Annotated in this window: 14 protein-coding genes; 13 read left to right on the top strand and 1 reads right to left on the bottom strand. The window is 37.7% G+C overall.

The genetic code is table 11. The features are described 5' to 3' along the window. Positions 1–3 precede the first annotated feature (3 nt). The 6 genes from NST21_RS16475 (at position 4) to NST21_RS16450 (ending at position 6,371) form a co-directional block, all read left to right on the top strand. A complete protein-coding gene (locus tag NST21_RS16475; RefSeq protein WP_053348102.1) occupies positions 4–612 on the top strand; it encodes a flavin reductase family protein in 609 nt (202 codons plus the stop codon). A gap of 577 nt (positions 613–1,189) precedes the next feature. Then, on the top strand, positions 1,190–1,633 hold the full coding sequence (locus NST21_RS16470; protein WP_340890250.1) for a CoxG family protein: 444 nt from the start codon (positions 1,190–1,192) through the stop codon (positions 1,631–1,633). 185 nt (positions 1,634–1,818) lie between these two features. Then, the gene (locus NST21_RS16465) at positions 1,819–2,082 is read left to right on the top strand and encodes a metal-sensitive transcriptional regulator (RefSeq protein WP_053346459.1); all 264 of its coding nucleotides are present in this window, start codon (positions 1,819–1,821) and stop codon (positions 2,080–2,082) included. A gap of 249 nt (positions 2,083–2,331) precedes the next feature. Further along, on the top strand, positions 2,332–3,789 hold the full coding sequence (gene cls, locus NST21_RS16460) for a cardiolipin synthase (protein ID WP_340890248.1): 1,458 nt from the start codon (positions 2,332–2,334) through the stop codon (positions 3,787–3,789). 82 nt (positions 3,790–3,871) lie between these two features. Further along, positions 3,872–4,621 (top strand): (S)-benzoin forming benzil reductase, encoded by a 750-nt coding sequence (locus NST21_RS16455; protein ID WP_340890247.1) that lies wholly within the window; start codon positions 3,872–3,874, stop codon positions 4,619–4,621. A gap of 487 nt (positions 4,622–5,108) precedes the next feature. Beyond that, positions 5,109–6,371, top strand: a complete 1,263-nt coding sequence (locus tag NST21_RS16450) for a glycosyl hydrolase family 18 protein (protein WP_340890246.1) — start codon at positions 5,109–5,111, stop codon at positions 6,369–6,371. 243 nt (positions 6,372–6,614) lie between these two features. Here NST21_RS16450 and NST21_RS16445 read toward each other — a convergent pair whose 3' ends face one another. Beyond that, positions 6,615–7,817, bottom strand: a complete 1,203-nt coding sequence (locus NST21_RS16445) for an MFS transporter (RefSeq protein WP_340890245.1) — start codon at positions 7,815–7,817, stop codon at positions 6,615–6,617. Between the two features lie 221 nt (positions 7,818–8,038). On the opposite strand from NST21_RS16445, the gene NST21_RS16440 reads away from it, so the two are divergent. The 7 genes from NST21_RS16440 to NST21_RS16410 all read left to right on the top strand — a co-directional run bounded on the left by NST21_RS16440 (position 8,039) and on the right by NST21_RS16410 (position 17,005). Continuing rightward, complete coding sequence (locus NST21_RS16440) at positions 8,039–9,754, top strand: ABC transporter ATP-binding protein (protein WP_053346454.1); 1,716 nt, start codon at positions 8,039–8,041, stop codon at positions 9,752–9,754. 298 nt (positions 9,755–10,052) lie between these two features. After that, the gene (locus NST21_RS16435; protein ID WP_201185275.1) at positions 10,053–10,271 is read left to right on the top strand and encodes a hypothetical protein; all 219 of its coding nucleotides are present in this window, start codon (positions 10,053–10,055) and stop codon (positions 10,269–10,271) included. A gap of 1,447 nt (positions 10,272–11,718) precedes the next feature. Then, positions 11,719–12,744, top strand: coding sequence for a TRAP transporter substrate-binding protein (locus NST21_RS16430; RefSeq protein WP_340890243.1), 1,026 nt, complete (start codon positions 11,719–11,721; stop codon positions 12,742–12,744). A gap of 31 nt (positions 12,745–12,775) precedes the next feature. Next, positions 12,776–13,351, top strand: coding sequence for a TRAP transporter small permease (locus tag NST21_RS16425; RefSeq protein WP_340890242.1), 576 nt, complete (start codon positions 12,776–12,778; stop codon positions 13,349–13,351). After that, on the top strand, positions 13,348–14,625 hold the full coding sequence (locus tag NST21_RS16420) for a TRAP transporter large permease subunit (RefSeq protein ID WP_201224113.1): 1,278 nt from the start codon (positions 13,348–13,350) through the stop codon (positions 14,623–14,625). Before NST21_RS16425 ends, NST21_RS16420 begins: the two co-directional genes overlap by 4 nt. Before the next feature lie 61 nt (positions 14,626–14,686). Continuing rightward, on the top strand, positions 14,687–15,727 hold the full coding sequence (locus NST21_RS16415) for a TRAP transporter substrate-binding protein (protein ID WP_223305490.1): 1,041 nt from the start codon (positions 14,687–14,689) through the stop codon (positions 15,725–15,727). A gap of 27 nt (positions 15,728–15,754) precedes the next feature. Then, entirely contained in the window at positions 15,755–17,005 is a 1,251-nt protein-coding gene (locus tag NST21_RS16410) for a lactate racemase domain-containing protein (protein WP_340890240.1), read from the top strand. Positions 17,006–17,010 lie beyond the last annotated feature (5 nt).

Raw genomic sequence — 17,010 nt, 5'->3', positions numbered from 1 at the left:
AAGATGATTTCAGTAAATCCTGAAGGTCTAAGTGAACGGGAAAATTATAAATTTTTGACTGGAAGTATTATTCCGAGACCCGTAGCCCTTGTTACCACACAATCTGAAACTGGAGTATTCAATATAGCGCCGTTTAGTTTTTTTAATATAGTCAGTTCTAATCCTCCAATGATTTCAGTATCCGTTCAAAGGAAAAAAGGAGTGTCAAAAGATACTGCACGAAATGCGATTGAAACCGGTGAATTTGTTGTTCACATAACTGATGAAGACAATGTTGTAGATGCAAATCAAACGGCAGCAGAACTCCCAGCTGAGGAAAGTGAATTAAGGCTAACTAATTTCACGACGACGGCTAGTGATAAGGTTGCGGTTCCTGGGTTGCGAGAAGCGAAGGTACGCCTTGAATGCAAACTTGAACGGGCTATACCATTAGCAGGTTCATCAGATAAACCAGGTTGTGATTTGTTGATAGGGAAAGTAGTGTGCTACCATATCAAGCAAGACATCTATCACAATGGTCGTATTGACCAGAATGGACTCAAACCGGTAGCCCGGTTAGCTGGTCATACGTATACTAAACTAGGCGAGTTATTTGATCTTGAACGTCCTTAAAAATCACATTTTAAAACAAATGGCGACATCTTTTTTAGATGTCGCCATTGTTCTTACTGTTATTTTTTAAGAAAAAGACTTTATTCATGTAGTCACATGTATTTTTTTATTTTAGTATAACCATCGATCGCTAAGATTTCATTTGATTAGCATGACCAGATTGTTAATAACCTCCAAATTGTACAGAATTAAATATTGTATTGGAAATTAAAATTAAATCAGAACAATAATCAAAGGCACCGCTTAGTCGAATGCTGTTTCTGTCAGTTTGTCCCTTAGTGGGGCAAGTAGACCCTTAATGCCTAATGACGACAGGACCTAATGGGATGCTGAATGCAAGTGCATTTATACCTTTTGGAATAGCAAGTAACCCTGTTAAATCAACATTTTCATTTTAGCTTCCATGTATCTTTTGACGTATCATCTGTCATTGCAGTCCTTCTTTTCAAATGGTCAAAATTGCAATATGCGATATTGAGAAATTTGTTTCGGACTCTTTTCTAATATCAGGTCTAACCTAAATGCTGCAATGAATACATTAAAAAGATGTAAGTAAAATGATTAAGGGGGAACTCAGTTGTCAGAAGGATTACATAGTATCATCTTACCGGTTTCAATTGAAAATGTATGGGGGTTTGTCAGTGTCATTGATCTATGGGCGCCTCTGGTCCCAGGATATATTAGTCATGAGATAATAAATGATGAGACACTCGTATGGGAGTTTAAAAGCGATTTGGGTTTAATGAAAAAGAAAATTAAACTTGAAGTTGATATATTAGAATGGAACGAACCTAATAAGGTATCATTTAACCTTCGGGGATTAAATGAAAAATTTGATGGATATGGTTACTTTTTTGCTGAACAGATCGGGAAAGGACAGACTAAGATGACTGGTTGTCTTGCGATAATGGCTAAAGGAGCTAAAGCGCCGATTGTAAATGCTTTGTTAAAATCCTACGTTCCCCAAATGACTGTTGAATTTTCAGAGGCTATTGCACAAAATCTCCTTGTACAAAAATAGAGTATTTACCTATCGAATAAGGGTTATTTGATATAAATACTTGACAAGTATACCTGAGAGGTATGTATTATGAATTGTAAGGCGATAAGATTTATTTTATACATTCATTCCATATGGGACTAAACGTTGGATGGTATGCCTGATAAGAATAATAAGTTACAAGGGATAGGAGGTCAACCTCACACATGGAATATGAAAAGCAAATGAAAAATAGAGTTAAACGAATTGAAGGACAGCTTCGAGGGATTTTGAAAATGATGGAAGAAAATAAAGACTGTAGAGATGTCGTAACACAGTTATCTGCCACTCGATCTGCAATCGACCGTACAATTGGTGTAATTGTGAGCTCCAATCTTGTAGAATGTGTCCGGGAAGCTAATGAGACAGGTGAAAAGAACCCTGAAGAACTTGTTAAAGAGGCAGTTAATTTATTAGTGAAAAGCCGATAAAATAAATGAGTTAAATACAATGTATCCTGTATATTGCAATGAAAGTTTGTATAAGAAGATTAAAAGTCACCCTGGCAGTTATGGATGTTTTAAGGGGTGGTTCGAAAATACTTATATAGAGATAGGCCCCTACAGGAAGGGGCCTATTTATTGCGAATTTTTGTTTTCTTTTTTCTAATAGGCAAATCCTTTGATATAAAGAATTTGCATGTTATCCTTAAAGGGATAAAAATTGAGTGAGGGTATGCTATGGAATTTACGCATGTTACATCGGTTTTGTTAGGCCTCGTTATTATTCTTAATATTCTATTTGCAACGATTGTTATATTTTTTGAAAGAAGAGAAGCGAGCACGACCTGGGCTTGGTTATTGGTGTTATATTTTTTACCTGTAGTCGGTTTTATTTTATATCTTCTTTTTGGAACAAGTTTGAGGCACGCTCACTTATTCCAATGGGAGGATAAGAAAAAAATTGGGATTGAAGAAATCCTTGATAAACAGATGGAAGAGCTTTCTACGGATCACTTTCCTTTTCGAAATACCTCTTCGAGCAATTACCGTGATTTGATTTATATGCACCTTCGAAATAATGATGCAGTTCTGACGGAAGATAATCAAGTCGATATTTTTTCGGATGGAAGAAAGAAGTTTGAACAGCTTTTTAAAGATATCGAAGAGGCAGAAAACCATATACATATACAATATTATATTATTCAAAGAGACGGTCTCGGAAAACGGTTCATTGAGGCTTTGACGAAAAAAGCAAATGAAGGTGTCAAAGTCCGCCTGCTTTATGATGAATTAGGGTCAAGGGGAATGACAAAAAGTTTTTTCAAGGACTTTAGGCAGGCAGGCGGCAGAGTGGAAGCATTTTTTCCATCCAAGTTAAAATTTATTAATTTACGTTTGAATTTCCGTAATCATCGAAAGCTCGTCATCATAGATGGAAAAGTAGGGTATGTTGGCGGCTTTAATGTCGGAGATGAATATTTGGGGCTTAATCCAAAGTTCGGTTATTGGCGTGATACACACCTTAGAATAAAGGGATCTGCGGTCAAAGCCATTCAAACTCGTTTTATTCTTGATTGGAATCAGGCTTCAAAAAATCATGATATTATTTATCAGCCACATTATTTTCCTAATTTGAAGCCTCAGGGTAATATTGATTTGCAAATTGTGACAAGTGGTCCTGATTCTGAATGGGAACAAATAAAAAATGGCTATATTAAATTAATTTCTTCAGCAAAGAAATCGATTCTGATTCAAACACCTTACTTTATACCGGATGCTAGTTTATTGGATGCACTCCGGATTGCCAGCTTGTCAGGGCTGGATGTGAAAATCATGATTCCAAATAAACCTGATCATCTTTTCGTTTATTGGGCAACAACCTTTAATGCAGGGCAGTTATTAAGAGCGGGAGCTAAGGTATACATCTATGATAACGGTTTTATACATGCGAAAATGATTGTTGTGGACGAAGAGGTCTCTTCGGTCGGTACTGCTAACATTGATGTCCGGAGTTTTAAATTGAATTTTGAAGTCAATGCCTTTATTTATGATGAAGGAATGGCCGAAACGCTGACGAAAAATTTTTATAATGATGTAGAAGTTTGTAGACAACTAACAATTGAAGAGTTTGAAAAACGTTCAAAGTGGATTCGTTTTAAAGAGTCCATAGCAAGGCTGTTATCACCCATTTTATAATTTTTATACGGAGCAGCCAAACACTTTACGGGCTGCTTCTTTTGGTACAATAAATAATAATCAATGAAAGGGAGGATTTGTGGTGAAGACTTTTATAATCACAGGAGCTTCGAGAGGATTAGGTGCAGCTATTGCTAAGCAATGCATGCAGAAGAGTGACCATTGTATTTTATTATCTCGTACAGCTCATCCTGAAATGGTGGAAATAGCTGCTCAATTCGGAACAAAACTTACTTTTATTTCCGTTGATTTAAATGAAATTGAGCAGCTTACTTCGTTAGTCAATAAGATTCTTGAAGAGGTCGATGAAAAAAGCGAGATTTACTTTGTTAATAATGCTGGTGTAATTGAACCAATCAAGCCGGTAGGAAATCTGGGACAGGAAAGTTTGGAAACCAGCTTGCGAGTAAATTTTATGGCACCAGTAGTATTAGCAGATGCATTCGTTAAACGAACAAAGCAATGGGACCGAAAGAAGGTTATGGTCAACATTTCTTCAGGAGCAGCGAAAAATCCCTATCATGGCTGGGCTGCCTACTGTAGTACAAAGGCGGGACTTGAAATGTTCACCCGTGTTGCAGGATTGGAACAGGATAAGGCGCCTTTCCCTATGACTCTCATATCTTTTTCACCAGGTGTAATGGACACAGGGATGCAAGAAACAATTCGTTCAGCTAATGAACAGGACTTTTCCGACAGGGAAAAATTTCATGACTATAAAGAAAAAGGCACTCTAAGAAGCCCAGAATTCGTTGCGGAAAAACTATTGGAGCTACTCGAAGTGGATGAGTTGGAAAATGGAAAGTTTTACGATATTAAAAGTTTACTTTGAGGTATAGAAGAAAAGCTGGGATGGAAACTTAGCAAATAGTATTAAAAGTAAGAGGTTGTCCTTTTGGACAGCCTCTTTTCATTTTAAAGCAGTGATGATAATATATTTTTCTCTTTGTACACTTCTCACCATTTTGACAAGGTTCTATCCATGTAAACCAATCTTCTTTGCTTCATATGCTTTTCGAAGTACATTTCATAAAGAGCGTAAGTAGTTTGCAGCCAGACCAATAGAAATGGTTTTGTTGACAATTTGATAATTCCTTTAAATTAGCCTCCTATGACTGTTTTTTTGCGTCATGTATAAAAGTGCGGGGAGACTGGAATATTGTAAGTTTTATTTACAAATCAATCAGTATAGATTAATAACATGGCGGACTCTGAGTGTCAATATATTTAGAATATGCAACACGATGAAAATTTGATAATTCGTTCTATATAAATACCCGAATAACATACACTTTTTCGAGGGAGTGGGAGGGTTTTGAATGACGATCGTTATTGTGAAAAAAGGTGATAGCCTATGGGAAGTTACTAAAATGAATAAGGTTGACCCATCGAGGATAGTCGAAGTTAACGGATTGGAATCAACAGCACTGGTTCCCGGTCTGGCGTTGTATATCCCGGATGACAAAGTGGTGAATCGAACGTATCTTATAAAAAATGGTGATACGCTCTCTGAAATTGCCCGACGTTTTGGAACAAGTATAGCGGCCATCATGAAAGCAAATCCAGGGCTTGTTGCAAGCTCACTTAAGGTCGACACGGAAATTTTGATTCCGTCTCCTTACAAAAATCAATTGATCACGCTTGGGTTTGCCTTCCCAACTTCAGGTGGAGTAGTGTTTAAAACGCTTGAGGAGAATGGTGATAAGTTATCCTATTTAGCAATTGTAGCTTATTCCTTTACCAAGGAAGGCAATGCATTCGTTGATGGTGATGATCTCCCTCTTATCGCGAAATGCGAACAGACCGGGGTGACGCCACTATTGATGATCCGGAATTTTCAAGACGGTGATTTTGATGCTGACTTGGCGGGTGAAGTTCTCACTAGTTCGATTTACAGAGGGAATTTGATTAATAGTATGCTGAATTTCGTAAGGGAGAAAGGCTATGGGGGGGTCAGTATGGACATCGAATTCATCCCTCCTGCAAGACGGTCTGATTATGTGCTTTTTTTAAAAGAATTAAAAGAGGGGTTGAACGAACTAATTCTTCATGTTAACGTACATGCAAAAACATCAGATAATCCTGACAATCGAATTGTAGGAGGTCATGATTATCGGGGAATTGGAGAGGTAGCCGACCTTGTTGCCGTGATGACAATTGATTTTGGGTATCCAACGGGCCCACCCGAACCAATTTCTCCACTTTGGTGGATGGTCGAGGTTCTTCGTTACGCTTTAACGAATATCCCTGCGTATAAATTGCAGTCGGCATTTCCCATGTATGGATACGATTGGATTGTACCAAGCAATGAGACGAAGGCATTATCAGCGCAAAATGCACAAAATCTTGCCATTGCGACTGGCTCGGAAATCTCTTTCGACACGTCAGCGGCATCACCTACCTATTCTTATAGAAAAGAAAACTTGGATCATGTCGTTTGGTTTGAAGATATTCGTTCGATAAGTGCAAAATATGAAGTGATTGATGCCTATGAACTGATAGGTGCCACCTATTGGCAGATTGGTTTGGAATTTCCGCAGAATTGGGCGTATATGGAACAGAATATTATAATTATAAAATAGAATGTTTTGGTGTAAGTAATGAGCATTAAAAAGAGAATATCGATCAACCGTGCAATTTTGGATGGTTCTGTTGGTTTGCTGTTAACGGGTCCAAGCAAGTTCCTACCGAGGAAAAATATGAGGACAGCCAATCATGATCAACACAGCCTTGGGTGTCACTAAAAAGGGAAAGGAGCTACGAAATGAAAGCTCCTTTCAAATACAGAAACAAATGGAGGTACAAGAAGGCTTGCAGTGATGATTTTATATTTCTATCCCTTGAAAGTCCTTCCTTTTCCAAATCGCATAAAGAAAGGCAATGAATATTAAAATTGAAGAGAATTGGAAAGTTGTTTTGACACCGTATGTTTCCGTTATATAGCCTAGAAGCAGAACGGAACATGCAAACGTAAGATTGATAACAGCTCCCCAAACCGCATATATTTTTGCTAAAGTTTTTTCCGATGCTTGATCTTGGATAAGCTTGGTGTAAAATACATCCCGAATTTGTTCTGGGAGGCCGTACAGACATGCTAGCAGCAAAGCAATTGCTGGATTAGTATTTGCACCGAATAGCATTGTCAGTAGGGCACTGAGAAATAGTCCGAAAACAATGAAAAAGCAGATATATCTTTCTAGTAACTTTGCAAAACGGATGACAAGCAATCCACTAACAATCATGCCGATAAAGTAGCTTGTGTTAATATACCCCCACCATTGCTCTCCTAGTTTTAAGTTCTGTTCGACATATACATATATAACAGCAGCGACCCAGACGCTAGATGCTAAAGTTGTTATAAAATCAAGGGAGATGAGTGTACGGATAGTTGGGCTTTTCCGAATCGCCACCCATCCGGATTTAATCGAAGCCCGACTTGATGAAAGAATGGTTTCTGCTGTTTGTTCAGTGATTTCAATTTTTATGGTACAGATTGTTGAAACGGCATAAAGTATAACTGTCATCCAAATAATAAAGCTATTGCTGGTGGATATTAATAAAACAGAACCAAGTGGCCACCCTGAGACAAAGATTGTCTGGGTGAATACATTCAAAAAACCATTTGCCCTTATCAATTCTTCTTTTGGAACTAATTGAGGAGTCAAAGCTGCACTTACCGGGGCAGCTACTCCATCTAATAATGAAATCATGGCGATAAAGATTAGAGCTACCACAGCAAAAGCTTGATTAAAATTAGTTATATAGATTCCTAGTATAATGAGTAAGATAGTTTTCCACAATTGAGATAGTACAAGGATTCGATTTAAAGTAAATCTGTCAATAATGAGAGGTGCAAGTAAACTACTGATAAACCGAAAAATCGTTGTAGTGAACGGAAGCAAGCTCAAATAAAGAGCCGATCCTGTTAAGGCATATATAAGTGAAATCAACCCGACTACATAAAATATATCTCCAAGATTAGCAAACGCCTGACCAATCCAAAGGTGGCGAAACGATTTGTTCTTCATGATTACCATCCTTTTGAATGAATAATGTTATATGATATTAGAATGGATTTTAAAAATTACACTGGATTCACTCCTTAAAATTAATAGGTTTATGAGCCGGGTTAGTGGCTGTTTAATATAGATAATTTTACCATAATAGTAGCTTCGTAATCCGAAATACTTGAAGATTAATGAATATGGAATTATACTCCTATATATATGTTTAAAAGGAGAATAATTTGATGATTCGACGTTTTGCTTCATATTACCTGCCACATAAGCGGTTATTCATTATTGATTTCTTCAGTGCAGTGGTTGTTGCTGTGCTTGAACTTGCTTTTCCGCTAGCTGTTCAATGGTTTATAGATACACTGTTGCCGGGTGACGATTGGTCGGCAATTGTTTCTGTGAGTGCGGGCTTATTACTTCTCTATATTATTAGTACATTCCTGCAGTTTATCGTAGGTTACTGGGGGCATAAACTGGGGATTAATATCGAAACTGATATGCGCGAAGAGCTATTTGAGCATGTTCAAAAACAGTCTTTTAGATTTTTCGATAACACAAAAACTGGCCATATCATGAGCCGAATCACGAATGATTTGTTTGATATCGGAGAACTAGCACACCATGGTCCCGAAGATTTATTCATTGCTATTATGACCTTTATTGGAGCTTTTTGGATTATGTTGACGATCAATGTGAAGCTGGCGCTCATATCCGTTTGTATATTGCCATTCCTTGTTTTGCTAATTGTTATAAGTAATTTAAAGATGAATAAAGCATGGAAGCAAATGTACAAAGAAGTTGCAGATGTTAATGCACGTGTGGAAGACAGCGTCTCAGGTGTTAGGGTCGTTCAGTCTTTTACTAATGAAACATATGAAATGGAACGATTTTCGACGAATAATCGCAGATTCCGTAAGGCGAAGTTACTTGGATATAAGGTAATGTCCTTCAGCTTATCAGGCATTTACATGATGACAAGGTTTATGACACTCGCAGTGTTAGTAATGGGTGCTTGGCTTACTTTTCATGGACAGCTCTCATATGGGGAACTAGTCGCGTTTGTCTTATATGTGAACGTTTTATTTAAGCCAATCGATAAAATCAGTGCGTTGATGGAACTATATCCGAAAGGGATGGCTGGATTTAAGCGTTTTACTGAACTTCTGGATATAGAGCCAGATGTCGAGGATAAAAAGAATGCATTTGCCGTTAATGCTCTTTTAGGTGATATTTCTTTTAATGATGTCACTTTTAATTATGAAGACAAAAAAACTGTTTTAAAAGGCATTGATTTGAATATCAAAGCTGGTGAAACCATTGCTTTTGTAGGTCCATCCGGAGCTGGAAAAACGACTATCTGTTCGTTAATCCCTAGATTCTATGATGTTATTTCCGGTTCAATTTCTATTGATGGAATTGATATTCGAGAGATGACAAAAAAATCACTACGGTCACAAATAGGCATAGTCCAGCAAGATGTGTTTCTTTTTACAGGAACATTAAAAGAGAATATCTCATACGGATTGCTTAATGCAACGCATGAACAAATTCAAGAAGCAGCAAGAAAGGCCCATCTAGAGGCTTTCATTGAAGGATTACCAGAAGGATATGAAACTCAAATAGGTGAGCGAGGTTTAAAGTTATCGGGAGGACAGAAACAAAGAATTGCAATCGCCAGGATGTTCTTAAAAAATCCGCCGATATTAATTCTCGATGAGGCAACATCTGCGCTTGATACTGAAACCGAAAGAATCATCCAACAGGCACTTACCGAACTTGCTGAAAATAGAACTACACTCATTATCGCCCACCGATTAGCAACGATTCGAAACGCCGACAAAATAATTGTTGTTACAGAAGAAGGAATTGCTGAAGAGGGCCGCCATGAAGACTTACTTAAGCAAGGTGGTATCTTTGCTAATCTGCATAAATTACAATTTCAAAAATAATAGTGATATAAAGCTACATGTCCATTCATTGAGGATATGTAGCTTTCTTAATTTATTTGAATTATTCCTCAGTTATTGAAGTAATTTTAATTAATGATAACTAAAGTTACGAGGAAAAAGTTCTATTTTATTTAAAATCCATGAAAATTATCACCTAATCCGTTATTATATAGGTAATAAAGAATGGTTTTGGGAGCTGTTATACATTCGTTATAGTATAAAAGTAACGGTTTCTTAGTTGCTTTCTTTGCAAGAGAAATATAAATTTTTACTATATAAACATGTAGGGGTGCGTTAATTGGTTACGGATATCATTAAAAGAATGGAAGATTTCATGAATGAAATGGAGGGAAAATGGGGGGCAATGGATAAAGAGTTTGATAAAGTACAATTTCAGGAGGATATCTCAAAAAGGTTCCAAACAACTTTATACACCCTTAAGGACTCACTTTTTATGCAAGAGCAAATCGAAATTGAAAAATGGAAGAATCATGTGCAGAAACAATTGGAAGGATAGCTTGCTCAAATATCAAGATTTATTTAAAGAAGAATCTCCGGCAAGTAAAAAAAGCATCAGTAATCTCTTTGAATAAAAGGGGTTACTGATGCTTTTTGATTTTCTTTATAGGCCTAAGATTAAGGCCATATCGAAAGTGGCGGAAACTTCATCAAGTTGCTGAGCATTGTTGCATACCTAAAAGAGAAACTGACTTTTCGATATTAGTGCTTAAAAAGGGAACTTATCATGCGTTAAGTAACCGGAACCCTGAATTCAGAAGGCAAGATTAACTATTAAAATGGCTCCATCAAAAATCCGGCGATTAAGCATGAGAGCTATCGTAAAATATAAAAAGTTCAAGAAAACTTTCATTGGAATAGTGCGAAGGAAGGTAAGTTAAGTACCTCCGAATGTCACCATAATGAAAAATAAAAGAATGGATCGATAAATCGTAACTTGCTAACAGGTATAGGAATACTTTTTTATAGAATCGATAAGGCTAGGAGGATGCCGATAATCCCCGATAGCTCTATATATTATTAATGTCAATCTCCGCCAAAATTAACTCGGGGGAGGTCTGAATGCGAGAATAATTACCAGACATACCATATAGTAACCCATTACCTCTCCAAGACGCTTAGGTCGAAAGAGGTTTAAACGATTGTCGAAACATGTGTTCTGGATGTTCCCCAGCCTACATTCTGAATGTACCAAAACTTCATCTTTTTAGAAACATGTGATTCTGCTAGAGAATTGATTGATGCTATGGACAACAAAAATAACGTCAAGAAGGTTTCTGTTAAAGAGAGTAGGAAAGAGCGACTTTAATGTCGACTAATCAATGTCTTAAGAAATCTTAAAAATATCCTAATATAGAAAAAATGAAACTTCTATTCATTCATTCTTCAAATGGTTTAAATATTTATTGTTTAATTAATTTAGTGAAATTTCCAGAATGTTGTTATTCCCCTTGTGAATAAAAATCTTTGTGCTTGGGCTCTGTTGAAATAACTTCCTCCACCGAACCGAAAATGACAGATAGGGCAACAGAATTATGCTTTTATTTCCTTGAGGATATCGGGAGGAGATGTTTAAATATAGACTGGAAAGAAGAGTAACTATTGTATTTTGTTAAGTTGTTAAAAAATTCAAAAAATGGTTTGACAAGGATAAAAACAGAAGCTTATAATCAACGTAAGTTCTAATTTTGAAAACTGAGTTTTACATTATAGAACACATTTAATCTATATTTTAATACTGAAGGAAAAATCAGGTCTAAAAATTGCAGAAATAATGGGTGAAACAGGTATTTATTAGTAAATTATCTTCCTTGCTCCGGTTAAAACAAAACGGAGTTTTATATTATAAAACAAAATTCTGTGATACTAACAAGAAATAGTAATGGGAAGTTCTTAATATCAGTCTATAATGATAACGCTTACAAAAACTTTAGGGGGTGTTTTAAATGAAAAAAAGAAAGTTTTATGGATTTGCCACAAGCGTAACTCTTGCTGGGGTATTACTTCTTTCAGGATGTGGAAGTGAGGGAGAAAAGACTAGCGGATCTGGGATTGAAAAGAAAACCATTAAAGTTGCACATTATTTTGCTGAAGATCATCCTCAAAATATTGCATTAAAAGAAAAATTCAAAACACAGGTTGAAAAGGAAAGCAATGGAGAATTAGAGGTCCAAATTTATGCTAACAGTACATTAGGAGCGGAAAAAGAATTTTATGATGGTGTCAGAAACGGAACAATCGAAATGGGTATCCCAGGTCTAATAATGCAGGCTGACATTCCTAAAATGGGAGTTCCTGAATGGCCATTCCTATTTAGAGATTTCGAACATGTAAAATCGGTACTGAATGGTCCGATTGGTGAAGAATTGACCGCAGACCTAAATCCAAAACATGGAGTAACGCCACTAGCTTGGAGTGCAAATGGATTTAGAATGTTTTCGAGCAATCGTACGATAGAAAGTATGGATGACTTTGATGGCCTTCGACTTAGAATGCCTAACATTCCAAACTACATAAAATTAGGTGAATCGCTCGGAACAAACGTTAGTCCACTGCCTATTTCTGAAGTGTTTACTGCCCTTGAACAAAAGGTAGTAGATGCTCAAGATAACCCTATCGCCACGCTTAGATCCTCAGGATGGAATGAAGTTCAAAGTGATGTACTAGAATCAAAGCATATGTTTAGCCCTAATATTTACATTATTAATAGCAAATTCTTTAACGGCTTGACTAAGGAACAACAAAAAATTATTGAAACAGCAGCAAAAGAAGCAGCAGCATATGAGTTTGAATTATTGGAACAAAGCTATGAAGATGATAAAAAATTCCTCCAGGATAATGGAATCAAATTTACTAGGCCTGACGATAGATTTACCCAAGAAATGGTAAAGGCGTCTCAACCTGTATATGATGAAGTCTTTGCAGAAAATGATTGGGCAAAAGAGCTAGTTGGAAAAATTAAAGCAGAATAAAGCAAGGTCATAGGAAGGGGGAGATGTAAAGATGAGTAAAATATCCAGACTATTAGAAAATACTTTGAACATTGTTATGGCTGCTGCATTAGCGATCATGGTTGTTCTCGTCTTTGGTAATGTAGTTCTTCGATATTTCTTTAATTCAGGTATCACTTGGTCAGAAGAAATGTCAAGGTACCTTTTTATCTGGCTGACGTTCCTCGGTGCCATTGGTGCTTATAAAAACAAAGAACACTTGGGTGTTGACATGGTCATTAAAAGGCTTCCAAATAAAATGAAAAAAGTGGTGCTCGTTATTAGTGATTTGATGATATTGTTTGTCCTTCTCCTTGTCCTGGATGGTAGCTGGAAAATGACTTTGATTAACATTGATAGTACAGCGCCTGCTACTGGTATGCCATTAGCATTTGTATATGGGACAGGTATCCTTGTTAGTGTTTCCATGGGTTTATTGATCATTAACAATTTATATAGGATCTTTTTCAATAAGATTAAGGACGAAGAATTAGTCAGTATTAGTGAGTCTGAAGAGCTAATCTCTCTCCATGGTGATGAATTTATAACAGAAGGAATTGTAGAAGGGAAGGAGGAGAAACAAGGATGATAGGTGTATTTGTCGGATCTTTACTAGGAGCAATGTCTTTAGGAATGCCTATTGCTTTTGCCTTACTCGTAAGTAGCGTAGTGTTAATGTACGCTCTTGGTATTTTTGACAGTCAAATCATCGCGCAAAACTTAATCAGCGGTGCTGATAATTTCCCACTCATGGCGATTCCGTTCTTTATGTTGGCAGGGGAGGCAATGAATCGGGGTGGATTGTCACGGCGTATCGTTGAGATGGCAATGTCTATGGTTGGGCATATCAAAGGAGGACTTGGCTATGTTGCAATAATTGCGAGTGTATTATTTGCAAGTTTATCAGGTTCAGCCGTTGCTGATACAGCAGCTCTTGGGGCTATCTTAATACCAATGATGACAAAAGCTGGCTATAATGTGAACCGTTCAAGCGGGTTGATAGCATCTGGTGGAATTATTGCCCCAATCATCCCACCGAGTATTGGTTTTATTATTTTCGGTGTAGCCAGTGGTGTGTCCATTACAAAGCTATTTATGGCAGGGATCGTTCCGGGGATTCTACTTGCGGTCGGACTTACTATTACCTGGGCCATTATAGCACGCAAAGATAATGTAGCCGTTAAACCTCGTGCCTCAATTAAAGAAATACTTATTTCACTTCGTCAAGGGATATGGGCTCTATTCCTACCCGTCATTATCATTGGGGGATTGAAATTCGGATTATTTACACCGACTGAAGCTGCAGTCGTGGCTGCAGTGTACGCAATATTTGTCGGTCTAGTAATCTATCGTGAAATGAAAGTGACAGATTTGTACGATGTCTTTGTTCATGCCGGAAAAATGACAAGTGTGGTTATGTTTCTGGTCGCAGCAGCACTCGTGTCATCTTGGCTGATTACTGTAGCTGATTTACCTGGTCAGGTAATTGGCTTGCTGGAACCATTTTTGGATCATCCGCTCCTTCTATTAATAATGATTAACTTGCTGGTAATTGTAGTTGGAACAGCGATGGATATGACGCCGACGATCCTAATTCTCACACCTGTTTTGATGCCGCTAGTTGAAGCAGCAGGAATTGACCCAGTATACTTTGGTGTCCTGTTTATCCTGAATAATGCCATTGGTTTGCTTACACCACCGGTTGGAACCGTTTTAAATGTCATGTGTGGGATAAGTAAAATCAGTATGGAAGACATCATGAAAGGGATATGGCCTTTCTTGCTCGTTGAAGTAATTGTTTTGATTTTGTTAATCTTGTTCCCTTCCTTAGTATTAGTCCCTCTAGGATGGTTTACATCCTAATGGAATGAACCAGTAATTGGATTTGTATGCTCAGAGTTATAACATTTTAGGAGGAAATATGATGAATAATTGGCTTAAGCGATTGGCAGCTGGTGTGATTTTGCCGGGAATATTACTATTAAGTGCTTGTGGAAGTGCACAAAATGAAAGCGCTACAACAGACGGTATCCAGGAAAGAACAATCAAAGCAGGTATCGGAAATAGTAAAATGCACCCACAAGGGCAGGGGATGGTCAAATTTAAAGAACTGCTTGAAGAAAAAAGTGGAGGGAAAATGAAAGTCCAAAACTTCTTTGATGCCACCCTTGGAGATGATCAAAAAATGACAGAAGCTCTTCAAGGAGGCTTACAGGAAGTAACAGTTCCTTCAACTTCTCCACTTGTGGGGATGATAAAGGAATTTGGAATCTATGACTTTCCATTTGTCTTTAATAATGAAGAAGAAGCCTATTCAGTACTTGATGGTGCTATAGGTAAAAAGCTTTTGGATAAATTACCGGAACATGATTTAGTAGGTCTGGGATATTGGGAAAACGGCTTCCGAAACTTAACAAACAGCAAACACCCAGTTGTAACAGCTGATGATTTCAAGGGCCTTAAGATACGTACTATGCAAAATGAAGTGCACTTAGATGCATTTTCAAAGTTAGGGGCTAATCCATCTCCAATGGCTTTCTCTGAAGTGTTCACCGCATTAGAAACAGGCACTGTTGATGGTCAAGAGAATCCTCTCGCGACAATTCAAACGCAAAAATACAATGAAGTACAAGACTACTTAAGCCTTACAAAGCATGTTTATACACCATTTGTATTCCTTGTCAGCAAAAAGTTCTGGGATGACTTATCGGAAGAAGAACAAAAAATCATGAGTGAGGCCGCACAAGAGGCTGGAGAGTACCAACGGGCACTTAATCGAAAGGAAAATGAGAAAGCACTTAAATATCTAGAAGAAGAAGGAATGAAAATCAACGAAGTAAAGCCGGAAGAAATGGCAAAAATGAAGGAAGTTATTCAACCAGTGACGGACAAGTTTGCCCAAAAATTCGGCCCGGATCTTGTTGAAGAAATGATGACCGAAGTTGAAAAAGTGCGCGGTAATTAAACAGCACTGCAGTATGGAGGAATGATAATGAATATTATCTCTGAGCTTTTACGAGAAATTCAATTACCGAAAATGGTCAAAGTGCGGCAGGTATTTCATGCACCTCAACTCGCCGATGTAGCGGGTGAGGTGCAAAAGGCGATAAAAGAAGCTGGGGTCTTATCAAGAATAACTGAAAATGACAATGTGGCTATTGCTGTAGGAAGCAGGGGGCTAGCAGATCTCCCTATATTGGTAAGAGAAACAGCAGCTGCAGTTAAGAATGCAGGAGGCAATCCATTTATTGTACCTGCAATGGGGAGCCATGGCGGAGCAACAGCGGAAGGACAAATTGACGTGTTGCATCAGCTGGGTGTGACAGAAGAAGTGGTTGGAGCGCCAATAAGGTCTTCAATGGAAGTGGTGAAACTGGATGAGTTGCCTAATGGGCTCCCTGTATATATCGATAAATTTGCCTATGAAGCGGACAAAATTATAGTCATTAATCGAATAAAACCACACACTGCATTTCGTGGGCCGGTTGAAAGTGGTCTAATGAAAATGATCACAATTGGTTTAGGTAAACAAAAAGGAGCCGAAGCAGCTCATGCATATAGTTTTAAGTATATGGCTGAGCATGTACCTGAGATGGCGAAAATTTCCTTATCGAAAGCTCCGATTATATTCGGCATTGCGACTATTGAGAATGCCTACGATAAACCTGCGAAAATCGTAGCTGTACCGGCGGAGGATTTAGAAAAGGTTGAGCCGGGACTGTTGATAGAAGCGAAATCGTTAATGCCAAAGATTCATTTCGATAAGATGGATGTACTTATTGTAAATGAACTAGGAAAAGACATTTCCGGAGATGGAATGGATCCAAACATAACGGGCAACTTCGCCACTCCTTATGCTTCTGGCGGTCCAGAAGTTAAACGGACCGTTGTCCTTGGACTTACCGAGAAAACTCATGGGAATGCAAACGGCATCGGTATGGCTGATATGACGACGAAAGCGGTCATGAATGAAATCGAATGGGAAAAAGGGTATGCCAATGCACTCACCAGCACCGTGACAGATGTTGTAAAGCTCCCTATGTTTTTAGATACTCAGGAATTGGCTGTAAAAGCTGCAATCAAAACGTGCAATGCCTTCGATTTAAATCAAGTAAGAGTCGTAAGAATAAAAAATACACTTGAAATCGGTGAAATTTGGATTTCTGAAAGCATGATGGAAGAGGCTGAAAGAAATAGCAAGTTAGAAATCTTGTCAGAATTAGAAGACTTGGTTTTAGACTAATAGAT

The organism is Peribacillus sp. FSL K6-1552, from assembly GCF_038005205.1.
In the GTDB taxonomy this organism is placed as follows: Bacteria; Bacillota; Bacilli; order Bacillales; family DSM-1321; genus Peribacillus; species Peribacillus butanolivorans.
The sequence above is the reverse complement of the archived record's forward strand: the minus strand, read 5'-3'. Positions and strand labels throughout refer to the sequence as shown.

Coding starts and splice junctions, on each gene's coding strand:
- NST21_RS16475 (WP_053348102.1), top strand. CDS start 4: ATGATTTCAGTAAATCCTGAAGGTCTAAGTGAACGGGAAAATTATAAA.
- NST21_RS16465 (WP_053346459.1), top strand. CDS start 1,819: ATGGAATATGAAAAGCAAATGAAAAATAGAGTTAAACGAATTGAAGGA.
- cls (WP_340890248.1), top strand. CDS start 2,332: ATGGAATTTACGCATGTTACATCGGTTTTGTTAGGCCTCGTTATTATT.
- NST21_RS16450 (WP_340890246.1), top strand. CDS start 5,109: ATGACGATCGTTATTGTGAAAAAAGGTGATAGCCTATGGGAAGTTACT.
- NST21_RS16445 (WP_340890245.1), bottom strand. CDS start 7,817: ATGAAGAACAAATCGTTTCGCCACCTTTGGATTGGTCAGGCGTTTGCT.
- NST21_RS16440 (WP_053346454.1), top strand. CDS start 8,039: ATGATTCGACGTTTTGCTTCATATTACCTGCCACATAAGCGGTTATTC.
- NST21_RS16430 (WP_340890243.1), top strand. CDS start 11,719: ATGAAAAAAAGAAAGTTTTATGGATTTGCCACAAGCGTAACTCTTGCT.
- NST21_RS16425 (WP_340890242.1), top strand. CDS start 12,776: ATGAGTAAAATATCCAGACTATTAGAAAATACTTTGAACATTGTTATG.
- NST21_RS16420 (WP_201224113.1), top strand. CDS start 13,348: ATGATAGGTGTATTTGTCGGATCTTTACTAGGAGCAATGTCTTTAGGA.
- NST21_RS16415 (WP_223305490.1), top strand. CDS start 14,687: ATGAATAATTGGCTTAAGCGATTGGCAGCTGGTGTGATTTTGCCGGGA.
- NST21_RS16410 (WP_340890240.1), top strand. CDS start 15,755: ATGAATATTATCTCTGAGCTTTTACGAGAAATTCAATTACCGAAAATG.